The following is a 12,063-nucleotide window of genomic DNA, read 5'->3' as shown; positions in this document are numbered from 1 at the left end:
GGTTCTAGTTCCAACTCCCAACACCCGCAACCCCTTTTTTACAAAACCATCACCTTTTTTCAAAAAACATCGAAAATGACATGTTTTCAACAGGATAGAAGGAGGCGGAAAATTTGAACTCCGCCTACCCCTATGTTTGGGTACATTCTTTTGCTGCGTCGCAGCAGTTCTTGTATCGCACCGCAGTAATCTTGACCGAGTCACCCTCGTATAAGGATGAATCGATCCCAGCACGGAAGTTGACCTTCCATGCTGTGCTTTCGCCTCTTAGTCTACGATCGCACCGTTTACGGTGGTCGGCTGGCCTGCCGCGGCATACTCTTCGGTTTCCAGTGACGGCATCAGCTTGTCATCTGTAATCTGACTATTGATCGCCGTTGGAAAGGCAGAGGCTGCCTTGGCCAAGTGATCAACACAGTATTGGACCTGTGAGCAGTCCAGAGAATTTGCGAACGACGCTGTGGGAAGAATTGCGATGAGAGTGATAATGGCAAAACGCATGACGTTTCTCCTTTGGGAACTTGGTTAGATTTTTGGGGGAGCCGCACTTGTGGCGCGCGAGGTCATTAGTCAGTTATTTGTTCCGCAACAAATGCGTCGATCTCCGGTACTCCTTGGAGATCGGCCGACGCCTCTTTGAGGTCCGTGACCTGACTGTTCACGTACACCGGATACATTTGGTCCGGCTGCTCTTGGTGAGATGTTGAGTGCTTACAAAACGGCCCTTCGGCACAGGTCTCGGAACCGGCCAGGGCTGCAACCGGTAACATCGTAACAAGAATGATCGATATGAAACGCATGAAAGCTCCTATTGCGGTGACAGGGTCAAGCTGTCGTCGCAATAGGGCCATGCTTTGTGCCAAATACGTCCTAGGCGTGGCGAATGCTTGGGAATTTGACTCGCATTGTTAAGAGTGTCGCGATCACCGCGAGGTAAATCATCGGCTCGATCTGCCACCCTTTGACCAGCATCAGGTAATGCACCCCGCCGAGTAGCACGGCGACATAAGTCAGCTTGTGAAGCTTGCGCCATTTCGGCCCAAGGCGGCGGACCGACCAATTGTTGGATGTCACAGCCAAGGGGATAAGAAGCGCAAACCCCAGCATCCCGACCGTTATGTAAGGACGCTTGAGAATATCGGCCCAGATTTGGGATAAGAGTTGAACATCAAGCACCGCCCAAACCAAGAGATGCAGGAACACGTAAAAGAAGGCTAAAAGACCTAAGGCCCGTCGGAACTTTATCAGGTTGATACCAAGATGACGGCGCAAGGGAGTAATGGCCAAGCCAGCGACCAGCAGTTGCAAGGCCAATTCGCCTAGCTCGTGTTCAAGCGCTTTGATGGGTTCAAACCCCAACCCACCCGTGGCCCCGAGGTAGACAAACCACGGGGCGGGCAGGACGCCGATCAGGTAAACAACCCAAGTTGGCAGCTTGCGGGCATAGGCGTTGGTTTTCTCGACAATCAATTGCAACAGGTGTCACCTTGTTGAATGGGTGGGCAACGGACCGTTCCGTAGGAACAAAAAACACAGCAATCGCCGGCTCGTGGTTTTAGCACGACACCGCAAGCCGTACATTCATGAAACCATCGGCAAGCATCCTGAGGCATTTCCAAGGTCTCTGCGAACCCACATTCAGGGCATGTCAGACGTGATTGCGTTTCCATGCTTAGAAATGCTTGGCCAAATCCATACCTTCATAAAGAGACGCGACTTCGTCATAGCCGTTGAACATCAACGTCTCTTTCTTACCGGCAAACAGACCGCCACCAATGGGGCGCTCAGTGGCCTGTGACCAACGTGGATGATCAACGGTTGGGTTCACATTACTATAGAAGCCATATTCGCGGGCATTGGATTTGTTCCAGCTGGTGGGCGGCTGGGTGTCGGTCAAGGTAATGCGGACCACGGATTTGATTGATTTAAACCCGTACTTCCATGGAACGACAAGGCGCATTGGGGCACCGTTCTGGTTTGGAAGCGGTTTGCCATAAAGGCCCGTCGCCATCAGGGTCAGTGGGTGCATTGCCTCATCAAGGCGCAGCCCTTCGACGTAGGGCCAGTCCAAAACAGGATAGCGGGTGCCGGGCATTTCTTCGGGGCGATACACGGTTTCAAATGCCACATATTTGGCGTCAGTCTGAACACCGGCCAAATTCAACAGATCCGCAAGTTCAAACCCGTTCCACGGCACCACCATTGACCACGCTTCGACACAGCGGAACCGATAGATACGCTCTTCGATAGTCATCTTGGCGAGAATGTCACCAAGGGCATAGTCGCCCGGACGCTCGACCAATCCGTCAATCTTGACGGTCCATGGGTCGGTGGTGAGCGCGCGGGCGTTGCGAGCCGGATCGTCTTTGCCCGTCCCGAACTCATAATAGTTGCAATAGTTGGTGATCTCTTCCCAGGCGTTGGGCTTAAGCGCCTCTTGAGCCTGCGCCTGATGGCCAAGGCCCAGCACAGCTCCGGCCCCAATTCCTGCCAATACTTGACGGCGGTTCAGAAACGCCGCTTCGGGTGTTACATCGGCTTGGGTCAGGGTGTTGGTCCAGCGCTTGGCCATTTGCTTCTCCTTGGTTGGTGAGCTTTAGATAAAGCGCCCGAGATCATCCGCCAACGCAATTCGCCTCACGTTGCCGTGCCGCGACTGTAACACTTTAGCGTGACAGGTCCGCGAGCCGAATGGTTTGCATTGGAACCTCGCGCCCCTCATCGTCGACCAAGGCGACACGCAAGTGGCGGCGCGTGGCGGCTTCAACCGGGCCAATAGCGGCACCAGAAATGGGTAGGTTTTTGTTGCCCCACTCAAGCAAAGCCAAGAACGACATCGCAAGATCGACACCCTTTTTGGACAGATGATATTCCCACCGGGTGCGCCCGCCTTCGGGTTTGTAGGGACGTTTGACGACAATACCTTCGGTGATCAGATCGGCCAGACGAGTCGACAGAACAGATTTTGGAATACCGATATCGGCGCGAATGTCTTCAAACCGGGCAACGCCGTAAAACAGCTGACGCAGGATAAGAAGCACCCATTTGTCGCCCAGAACCCCAGCCGCCAAGGCAAGGCCGCATCGGTCAGGTGGAAAACGGGGGACAAGTTCGGAATCATCTGAGTTTGACATACGAACTCAGATAGACCATCTTGGGCTAAGTTCAAAATTCAAACTCAGGATTCGCGCCATGTCCGCCCTTGCTCTGCTTTTGACTGCAAAAATACTGCTTTCCCTTCCGCTCATCGCCACCTTTGGCTTTGCCAATAATTCCCGTCTCAACAATCTAACCGGGCAATGGGGCCAAGACCCGCTTATCTACCGGCTTTATGCCGTCGCTTTGGCCGCCCTTGTGGTTGGCTATTTGGCAGCGCTCTTTGTTGCGCTCGATCTGCAAATCCCATGGGGGATGATGTGGGTTGGCTTGGTCTCCAACGCCGGCGCCTTTGTTATGATCATGACGTGGAGCCTTAACCCACGGGTGCGCCGGGCGGCGTGGCCATTTGGCGCCATCGCCGCCGGGCTTGCCCTTGCGTTGCTTTTTCCTGATCAGGCCGCCGCGCCACTACTGGGATGAGAGGGGTAGAGCTCGTTCATTCGGACCGAGCTGCCATCATCGCGCACAATGCGCACATGCCGACGCCGCATCAATCGCGGCTCGGCCACGCCAACGGAATGCGCGATGGTTTCCACCTCATATATAATGGACTTGGCATAGGCGGCGACGCGTTTGTCTTTCTCTTCAACAACCAACCCTTTTTGTAGGCCTCGATCATGGGTGGTGATCCCGGTGGGACAGGTATTCTGGTTGCACTTTAGCGCCTGAATACAACCAAGCGAGAACATGAACCCGCGCGCCGAGGTGACAAAATCCGCCCCCGCGCAAATCGCCCAAGCCACGTCACCGGGGTTGATCAGCTTGCCACTGGCAACAATGCGAATACGCTCGTGCAGGTCATATTGATCGCGCAAATCTGTCATCCGTACCAAGGCTTCGCGCAATGGTAGCCCCACCAAATCCATCAAGGGCATCGGCGCGGCCCCTGTTCCGCCTTCGCCACCATCAACCGTGATGAAATCCGGCGCGTGCTCGGCTCCGCGTTCTTTGATCAAATCAAACAGCTCGATCCAAGGTTCCGCCGAGCCCATACAGGTTTTGAAACCAACGGGCTTTCCGGTCACCTCACGGATATGCGAAATCAGATCAAGCAGGTCGCCAAAATCATCAACCTCGCGGTGACGATTGGGGGAAATACCCGGCTGACCTTCGGGGATACCGCGAATTTCGGCGATCTCCTTGCTCACCTTGGCGGCGGGGAGAATGCCGCCCTTGCCGGGTTTCGCCCCTTGGCTCAGCTTGATCTCAAACATCTTCACTTCTGGATGTGCTGCAACCTCGCGCAGTTTGTCATCGCTTAGGTTACCCTCGGCATCACGCACCCCAAACTTCGCGGTACCGATTTGATAGACAATATCGCACCCGCCTTTGAGGTGGTGAGGCGACATCCCGCCCTCGCCCGTGTTCATCCAAACCCCGGCCTTGGCGGCACCACGGCTAAGCGCCAATACCGCAGGCTTGGACAACGCGCCATACGACATGCCGGAAATATTGAAGATTGACGGGGCCGCATAGGGTTCGCGGCAATAAGGCCCGATCTGCAAAGGTTCGGTCGAGGCATATTGGTCATCAAGCGGTGGAAACACCGCATTCATAAAGATCGGCGTACCCGGCACGTTCAAATTACGCGTCGACCCAAAGGCGATGGTGTTGCTTTTCGCCCCAACGGCGCGCGACACCCAATTGCGTTGCGCCCGGTTAAACGGCATTTCCTCGCGGTCCATGGCAAAGAAATATTGGCGAAAAAACTCTCCCAGCTCGGAAAAGATATGCCGAAACCGCCCGATCACCGGATAATTTCGCCGGATCGCATCCCCGGTTTGTCGCCGGTCAGCAATGAACAGAACAATGATCAACGCCACCGCGACGCCCAAAAAGAAAACAAAGAAAAGCGCCAAGTATTCCAGCGCGGCCATTGCGTAACCCATATGCGACTCCCTGAATGTGTCGGTTTGCCTCAGGGCAAACCCAGCCTTTGACGCTACTGTGCCATTAACCAAGGCAAATGGCAGCCCCGCTGCCGCATTCGTGAAAGGGAGAGAGCATGAAAACGCTTTTGGGCGCAGTCGCGCTAAGTTTGATGAGCACAGCGGCACTTGCGGCGGACATGATTACCTATGACACAGACGAGAGCTTTGACGATGTCGTTTTTGGGTTAGAGAGCGCCATTCTTGATGCCGGTCTAGTGATTGATAGCGTGTCTCATACCGGTGACATGCTGGAACGCACCCGAGAAGACGTTGGATCGGACACGGTTTTGTTTCTCAACGCCGACGTCTTTAGTTTCTGCTCGGCCAAAATCTCACGCGAGGTGATGGAGGCCGATCCGATGAACATCGTGTTCTGCCCCTATGACATCTTTGTCATGGTCCGTCCCGAGACCCCGGACGTCACCACCATTGGCTTCCGCAGCTTTCCCGACGGAGCCATGAAAAAGGTCGAAACCCTTTTGGATGGGATCGCGAAGACCGCCATCGACTTGGAGTGATTCTGCAGCGCCAGCAACAGTTTCACGCACCGGTTGCGATTGTCGCGTCGTAAGAAACCAATAACGGCATCAAAACTGAAATGTGACCGAATTTGGGCGAAATTCGGTCTTTTTCTTTGCGCGCCTGCCCGCAAGTCAATAGCTTCATTAACCATTACGAGTTCGCGGTGATCCTGGGGGGGAAGCCGGTGATTTTGGGTGTTGGGGCATCAATGACGCATTTTATACAAGGGGCACTGCCATGCCGACAACATTTGGAACCGACGGCAACGATAGCCTGACTGGAACAGTAGAACGTGACGTGGTCGCCCTATTGGATGGCGATGATTATTACATGGGTGCCAATGGTGCCGACCTTATTTTAGGCATGGATGGCAACGACACCTTGCTGGGGGGCAATGGTGGCGACGACATCCAAGGCGGCGAAGGCGATGACATGCTCGTTGGAGCCTGTGGCCACGACTCTCTTTATGGTGAGGCCGGCAACGATGTGCTGGACGGTGGCAATGCGGATGATTTCCTTGTTGGTGGGGCTGGCGACGACACATTGATCGGCGGCAACAACAATGATGAGCTATACGGTGGTGATGCAGAAGACCTTTTGGACGGCGGAAATGACAACGATACGCTGAATGGCGGGGCCAATGACGACACCATCATCGGTGGCAAAGGCGACGACGTCATGACCGGCGAAGATGGGGCCGACCTCTTCATCATCGACGGCTGGAAAACCGGCAATGACATCATCACTGATTTTGAAATCGGCATCGATACCATCGATCTGACCACCATCGGCATCTACGATATCTCGCAACTCACCCTCGAAGATCTTGGGGCCAGCACGCGCATCAACCTTGGCTACGGCAACACCTTGGAACTGTCGGGGATTTCACCAGCTGATCTCGACAACAGCAACTTTGTTCTAAGTGAAGCCCCCTCCCCTGTTGAGACCTCGGAAGGGTCTGACACAGTAACCGGCACAGACGGGGCCGATGTTATCGACGCGGGCAATGGCTCGGATCGTATCTGGGGTGGCGATGGTCATGACAACATAAGCGGCGGTGCCGGGCGCGATCAAATCCGCGGTGAAGATGGCAATGATCTGATCTCTGGCGGATCTGGCCAAGACAAAATCTATGGCGGCCAAGGCAACGATGTTATCACAGGCGACGCCGACAATGACCTATTGGATGGCGGCTCCGGCAATGACTATTTGAACGGCGGCAACAAGAACGACCGTTTGTACGGTGGTGACGGCGCTGATGAGATCATTGGCGAAAACGGCAACGACAAGATGTGGGGCGATGCCGGGAACGACCAATTGGACGGCGGTGCGGGCAAGGACACCATGGATGGTGGCACAGGCAATGACGAGCTAACCGGTGGTTGGGGCCAGGATTTGATGACAGGTGGCACCGGTAGCGACGTGTTTGTCTTTGCGATGCGTAGCAACAACGACACGATCACCGACTTTGAAGACGGCAGCGATCAGTTGGACGTAAGCGCCTATGCGTCTGAGGGCATCGTAGGGTACAGCGGCCTGACCGTTACCCAGATCGGAACCGATGTGCATGTGCAATTTGCTGGTGACAACAGCGTGACTTTGCAAAACACAGACATCGCCAACATATCGGCTGACGACTTCATTTTCTAAAAAGCGTCAAAACCAGAAACAATGCGGCTCGCTTCGGCGGGCCGTTTCCTTTTTCGAAATCCGTTAACCAGTTTAGCCACAATCAGCCCCGAATACGGCGCGCGTTGCCAAAAGCTTTCTACAAATTGACCTGAACAGCCCATGAAACCGCCTTTCCCTAGCGTCAAACACACATTTGAAGGGCAGCTTTTGAGTTTCGCGTGTTTTGAGTGATTGCCCCAACTTACATTCTATCGCTGAGGCAAATCACAATGGCTATTATTACAGAAACGCATGACTCCAACATCAACGCCCACGCCACCGGCAGTTTTACGATCGGCTTTGATGACGTGTTTCAAGGAACTTTTGGCGGTACTGATCACCAAGACGGCATCAACCTTCCGGTTTTAGAAGCCGGCACAACCTACACTATTACAATGACTGTTGAGGACATTGCCGATTTCCATTCCATGGTCATCATTAATCCTGCTGATTTTCATTCTATTGGCTATCACGTGACAGATGGCGTTCCCCACAACGCAGCCGACCAAATGCATTATACTGGCTTTATGGCTGTTGCGAATTTGCAGGTTGAGGGCAACACCATTTCGATGGAGGTCACCCCAACCCACACACGCATGTATTCCTTGGCCGTTCAGGGCATCAACGGGCCAACTGAGTCCTATGAAATCTCAATCGCCGAAACCCCCACAGGCCCGGTGATCACCCCCGAAGCGGATGACATCACAGGCACATCCGGTGCTGACGATTACAACCTGTTGGCCGGTGATGACACGTTGACGTCCGGCGAAGGAAACGACACCGCGACCGGCGCAAATGGCAACGACGACATGTCAGGAGAGGCTGGCGATGACCTGCTGTCTGGCGACGCCGGCAATGACACGTTGAACGGTGGCACGGGCAATGACACCCTGTTGGGTGGCCGTGACGCCGATGTTCTTAACGGCGGCGACAATGACGATGAGCTGCATGGCGGCAACCAAGACGACGTCTTGTCCGGAGATGCCGGTAATGATGTCCTTTTGGGTGGCACCGGCAATGATGATCTGGACGGCGGAGCAGGTGCAGATACGATCGAAGGCGGTGCAGGTGATGACACGATAGCCGGTGGTACGGGCGCAGATACATTTGTCGTCATGCCCGGCAATGGCCAAGATGTGATCAGCGACTTTGAGAACGGAACGGATGTGATCGACGTGACCGCCCTTGGCATCACGGACCTGTCGCAAATCACCCTAACCGGCGATGGCGCGAACACGACACTCACCTTTTCGGATGGCAACACCGTATTGTTGGAAGGCGTTGCTTGGACCGACATTGACGCCTCGGATTTTGTCATGGTCGCGGCCCCCATGGTCGGAAGCGGCGGCAACGATGTTATGAATGGCGGCGACACCAATGACACGCTGGATGGCGGAGCAGGCGCTGACAAACTCTATGGCCAAGATGGCGACGATTCCTTGTTGGGCGGCGATGGCAAAGACACGCTGGAAGGCGGGATTGGCAACGATACGCTAGATGGTGGTGGCAAGAACGACCGCCTTGACGGTGGCGCGGGCAACGATGTCCTCTCTGGCGGCAACAACAATGACGTTCTCGATGGCGGTACGGGCGACGACGCCTTGTCTGGTGATCAGGGCAACGACAAACTGAACGGTGGTGCCGGGGCCGATACGCTCGAAGGCGGGCGCGGCCGCGATCGACTGACCGGTGGGGCCGATGCAGATACGTTTGTGTTTGCCAGCAACGGCAATGACGACACCATCATGGACTTTGAGGATGGGTTGGACATGATCGACGTCAGCGCCATTGGTTCGATCTCGGGCTTTGGTGACATGTCTGTCACTCAGGTCGGCGGCAACGTTTTGATTGATCTGGATGGCGGCAACGACTTGAACTTGATCGGCGTGAACGCGGCCGACATTAACGCCAACGACTTTATCTTCTGATCTAAACAGACCATGCAAAAGGCCCGCCGATTTGGCGGGCCTTTCTTGTTTCAAGCTTAGTGAACGACGGCATCATCCGGTTTGGGCCGGTTTGAAGCACCAACCCGATCCCCGATCAACAACCCATCGGCTCCGGCACTGACAACAATGGTATCGCCATCGGCGATATCCCCGGCCAAAAGCATCTCGGCCAGCGAGTTTTGCAGGGAGCGCTGGATCACCCGTTTGAGCGGACGCGCCCCAAACACCGGATCATAACCTTCGTCAGCCAGCCATGTTTTGGCGTCATCATCAAGCTGCAGCGATATCTTGCGCGCCGCCAGACGTTTCAGCAAACGACCCAGTTGAATGTCGACAATGCCATCCATATCCTCGCGCTTGAGGCGGTCAAAGATGATCGTTTCATCAAGCCGATTAAGGAATTCCGGCCGGAAATGCGCCCGGACGGCGTCCATAACATCGCGTTTGGCCTGTGCGGCATCCGATCCTTCGGGCAACTGGCTAAGCGCCTGCGACCCAAGGTTCGACGTCAACACAATCAACGTCTGTTTAAAGTCCACGGTCCGACCCTGTCCGTCGGTCAATTGACCGTCATCGAGAACCTGCAACAGCACGTTGAACACATCCGGATGCGCCTTTTCGACCTCATCGAACAGGACAACCTGATAGGGGCGACGACGTACTGCTTCGGTCAAAACACCACCTTCGTCATAACCAACATAGCCCGGAGGGGCCCCGATCAGACGGGCAACCGAGTGTTTCTCCATGAACTCAGACATATCAATGCGCACCATGGCGTTGTCATCATCAAAGAGGAAATCGGCAACCGCCTTGGTAAGCTCGGTTTTCCCGACGCCGGTTGGCCCAAGGAACAGGAACGAGCCAAGCGGCCTATTCTCGTCGTTCAGACCGGCCCGCGCCCGACGCACCGCATTGGACACCGCGGTGACCGCTTGCTCCTGACCGATGACCCGCTTGTGCAGATCATCTTCCATCCGCAGCAATTTTTCACGGTCACCTTCCAACATTTTCGACGTCGGAATACCGGTCCAGCGTTCAACAACGGCGGCGATATGCTCGGGGCGCACCGCTTCTTCGACCATCACGTCATCGCTTTCTTCGGCCTCAACCAGCTGCTTTTCCAGCCCCGGAATGATGCCATAAGACAGCTCACCCGCCTTGGCGAGATTGCCCTCACGCTTGGCGTGCTCAAGCTCGGCGCGGGCCCGGTCCAACTGTTCCTTGATGTCGCGTGCCGAAGCCAGCTTGTCACGCTCAGCCTGCCATTTGGCCGTCATCTGGGCAGACTCTTCCTGAAGGTCACCCAAATCCTTTTCCAGCTTGGCAAGCCGATCCTTGGACGCCTGATCATCCTCAAGGCGCAAGGCTTCAACCTCAATCTGCTTTTGCAGAATATCGCGGTCAAGCGCATCCAATTCCTCGGGTTTGCTGTCCACTTCCATGCGCAACCGGCTGGCGGCTTCGTCCATCAGGTCGATGGCTTTATCCGGCAAAAAACGGTCGGTGATATAGCGGTGGCTTAGCGTCGAGGCCGCAACCAAAGAGCTATCCGAAATCCGCACACCATGGTGCAGCTCATACTTTTCCTTGATGCCACGCAGGATCGAAATCGTGTCTTCGACGGTTGGTTCTTCGACCAATACCGGTTGGAAACGCCGGGCCAAAGCCGCGTCTTTTTCCACGTGTTTACGATACTCATCGAGCGTGGTCGCTCCAACACAGTGCAACTCACCCCGCGCCAGTGCCGGTTTCAATAGGTTGGACGCATCCATAGCCCCATCGGCCTTGCCCGCGCCAACAAGCGTGTGCATTTCGTCGATGAACAGAATGATTTCACCGGCGGCTTCGGTCACCTCGGTTAGGATCGCCTTAAGACGTTCCTCAAACTCACCACGGTATTTCGCACCAGCGATCAACGCGCCCATATCCAGCGCCAACAACTTCTTGTTGCGCAGGGATTCAGGCACGTCACCATTGATGATCCGCAGGGCCAAACCCTCGGCAATCGCGGTTTTACCAACGCCGGGTTCACCAATCATGACCGGATTGTTTTTGGTCCGACGCGACAGAACCTGCATGGCGCGGCGAATTTCTTCGTCTCGCCCAATGATCGGATCGATTTTGCCATTTCGCGCCGCCTCGGTCAGGTCGCTCGCGTATTTCTTGAGCGCATCATAGCCCTCTTCGGCCGTCGCACTATCTGCCGTACGGCCTTTGCGGATATCATTGATCGCTTCGTTAAGCTTCTGGGCCGAGACATTACCCGCCTCCAGTGCTTCTTTTGCCGGGGTTTTCACCAAGGCCAAAGCCATCAAAAGCCGTTCAACAGGCACAAAACTATCGCCTGCCTTCGTGGCAATTTTCTCGGCTTCATCAAGCACTTTGCCGGTACCGCTATCAAGATAGACCTGTCCGGCATCCCCAGACACTTTGGGGATCTTGGCCATTTTGGTGTCAATAACCTGAACCACGCGATCCGGTTGACCACCAGCGCTTTTGATCAGATTGCTGGCCAGACCTTGATCGTCATCCATCAATGCCTTGAGCAAATGTTCGGGGGCCAGTTTCTGATGGCTTTCCCGCATTGCGATTGTCTGAGCGGCTTGAATAAAACCGCGCGACCGCTCCGTGAACTTGTCTAGGTTCATGGTTCTCTCCTTTGTCCAAGCGCCCTTGGAAATGACCGCGCCCGCTTGGCAGCACACGATCCGGTAAGGGCCTCGGAATAAAGATGGCGATTTGCGGGCTCTCCTTCAAGGGGTAAGCGTTGCAAAAATACCATTAGAGTTTTAGGCACAGCTGCACCAAATTTTAAAGCCTTTGCGCGCAAA

The 12,063-nt window shown here is 55.0% G+C and carries 12 protein-coding genes; 4 read left to right on the top strand and 8 right to left on the bottom strand.

Translation table 11 applies throughout. From position 1 onward, the window contains the following. Positions 1–267: 267 nt before the first annotated feature. From Q1A43_RS19840 to Q1A43_RS19815, 6 genes are all read right to left on the bottom strand, one after another. Entirely contained in the window at positions 268–501 is a 234-nt protein-coding gene (locus tag Q1A43_RS19840; RefSeq protein WP_299929344.1) for a hypothetical protein, read from the bottom strand. A 65-nt stretch (positions 502–566) separates the two neighbouring features. Continuing rightward, entirely contained in the window at positions 567–800 is a 234-nt protein-coding gene (locus tag Q1A43_RS19835; RefSeq protein ID WP_299938143.1) for a hypothetical protein, read from the bottom strand. A gap of 70 nt (positions 801–870) precedes the next feature. Then, complete coding sequence (gene msrQ, locus Q1A43_RS19830) at positions 871–1,467, bottom strand: protein-methionine-sulfoxide reductase heme-binding subunit MsrQ (RefSeq protein ID WP_299929354.1); 597 nt, start codon at positions 1,465–1,467, stop codon at positions 871–873. Continuing rightward, the gene (locus Q1A43_RS19825; protein WP_299938141.1) at positions 1,467–1,670 is read right to left on the bottom strand and encodes a GDCCVxC domain-containing (seleno)protein; all 204 of its coding nucleotides are present in this window, start codon (positions 1,668–1,670) and stop codon (positions 1,467–1,469) included. Before Q1A43_RS19825 ends, msrQ begins: the two co-directional genes overlap by 1 nt. Positions 1,671–1,672: 2 nt before the next feature. Next, positions 1,673–2,572: a protein-methionine-sulfoxide reductase catalytic subunit MsrP gene (msrP, locus tag Q1A43_RS19820; protein WP_299929335.1), complete on the bottom strand. Its 900-nt coding sequence runs from the start codon at positions 2,570–2,572 to the stop codon at positions 1,673–1,675. Between the two features lie 94 nt (positions 2,573–2,666). After that, on the bottom strand, positions 2,667–3,134 hold the full coding sequence (locus Q1A43_RS19815; RefSeq protein WP_299938138.1) for a helix-turn-helix domain-containing protein: 468 nt from the start codon (positions 3,132–3,134) through the stop codon (positions 2,667–2,669). Positions 3,135–3,192: 58 nt separating this feature from the next. Between Q1A43_RS19815 and Q1A43_RS19810 the strand changes: the two genes are divergently transcribed. Beyond that, entirely contained in the window at positions 3,193–3,579 is a 387-nt protein-coding gene (locus Q1A43_RS19810) for a hypothetical protein (protein ID WP_299929330.1), read from the top strand. Here the strand turns inward: Q1A43_RS19810 and Q1A43_RS19805 are convergent. Continuing rightward, entirely contained in the window at positions 3,552–5,048 is a 1,497-nt protein-coding gene (locus tag Q1A43_RS19805) for an FMN-binding glutamate synthase family protein (protein ID WP_299938135.1), read from the bottom strand. The genes Q1A43_RS19810 and Q1A43_RS19805 overlap by 28 nt on opposite strands. 116 nt (positions 5,049–5,164) lie before the next feature. Between Q1A43_RS19805 and Q1A43_RS19800 the strand changes: the two genes are divergently transcribed. The 3 genes from Q1A43_RS19800 (at position 5,165) to Q1A43_RS19790 (ending at position 9,211) form a co-directional block, all read left to right on the top strand. Next, a complete protein-coding gene (locus tag Q1A43_RS19800; protein WP_299938132.1) occupies positions 5,165–5,608 on the top strand; it encodes a DUF302 domain-containing protein in 444 nt (147 codons plus the stop codon). A 241-nt stretch (positions 5,609–5,849) separates the two neighbouring features. Beyond that, the gene (locus Q1A43_RS19795; RefSeq protein WP_299938131.1) at positions 5,850–7,262 is read left to right on the top strand and encodes a calcium-binding protein; all 1,413 of its coding nucleotides are present in this window, start codon (positions 5,850–5,852) and stop codon (positions 7,260–7,262) included. A gap of 251 nt (positions 7,263–7,513) precedes the next feature. After that, positions 7,514–9,211 carry a calcium-binding protein gene (locus Q1A43_RS19790; protein WP_299938129.1) on the top strand — a complete coding sequence of 566 codons (1,698 nt, stop codon included), beginning with the start codon at positions 7,514–7,516 and terminating at the stop codon, positions 9,209–9,211. A gap of 56 nt (positions 9,212–9,267) precedes the next feature. Here the strand turns inward: Q1A43_RS19790 and clpB are convergent, their stop codons facing one another. Then, positions 9,268–11,880, bottom strand: a complete 2,613-nt coding sequence (gene clpB, locus Q1A43_RS19785; protein ID WP_299938126.1) for an ATP-dependent chaperone ClpB — start codon at positions 11,878–11,880, stop codon at positions 9,268–9,270. Between the last annotated feature and the right edge of the window lie 183 nt (positions 11,881–12,063).

Source organism: uncultured Pelagimonas sp. (assembly GCF_947498515.1).
Classification (GTDB): Bacteria; Pseudomonadota; Alphaproteobacteria; order Rhodobacterales; family Rhodobacteraceae; genus Pelagimonas.
The sequence above is the reverse complement of the archived record's forward strand: the minus strand, read 5'-3'. Positions and strand labels throughout refer to the sequence as shown.

Excerpts from the sequence above, each read along its gene's own strand:
- Q1A43_RS19835 (WP_299938143.1), bottom strand. The coding sequence starts at position 800 with ATGCGTTTCATATCGATCATTCTTGTTACGATGTTACCGGTTGCAGCC.
- Q1A43_RS19815 (WP_299938138.1), bottom strand. The coding sequence starts at position 3,134 with ATGTCAAACTCAGATGATTCCGAACTTGTCCCCCGTTTTCCACCTGAC.
- Q1A43_RS19840 (WP_299929344.1), bottom strand. The coding sequence starts at position 501 with ATGCGTTTTGCCATTATCACTCTCATCGCAATTCTTCCCACAGCGTCG.
- Q1A43_RS19825 (WP_299938141.1), bottom strand. The coding sequence starts at position 1,670 with ATGGAAACGCAATCACGTCTGACATGCCCTGAATGTGGGTTCGCAGAG.
- Q1A43_RS19795 (WP_299938131.1), top strand. The coding sequence starts at position 5,850 with ATGCCGACAACATTTGGAACCGACGGCAACGATAGCCTGACTGGAACA.
- Q1A43_RS19805 (WP_299938135.1), bottom strand. The coding sequence starts at position 5,048 with ATGGGTTACGCAATGGCCGCGCTGGAATACTTGGCGCTTTTCTTTGTT.
- Q1A43_RS19790 (WP_299938129.1), top strand. The coding sequence starts at position 7,514 with ATGGCTATTATTACAGAAACGCATGACTCCAACATCAACGCCCACGCC.
- Q1A43_RS19800 (WP_299938132.1), top strand. The coding sequence starts at position 5,165 with ATGAAAACGCTTTTGGGCGCAGTCGCGCTAAGTTTGATGAGCACAGCG.
- msrP (WP_299929335.1), bottom strand. The coding sequence starts at position 2,572 with ATGGCCAAGCGCTGGACCAACACCCTGACCCAAGCCGATGTAACACCC.
- clpB (WP_299938126.1), bottom strand. The coding sequence starts at position 11,880 with ATGAACCTAGACAAGTTCACGGAGCGGTCGCGCGGTTTTATTCAAGCC.
- Q1A43_RS19810 (WP_299929330.1), top strand. The coding sequence starts at position 3,193 with ATGTCCGCCCTTGCTCTGCTTTTGACTGCAAAAATACTGCTTTCCCTT.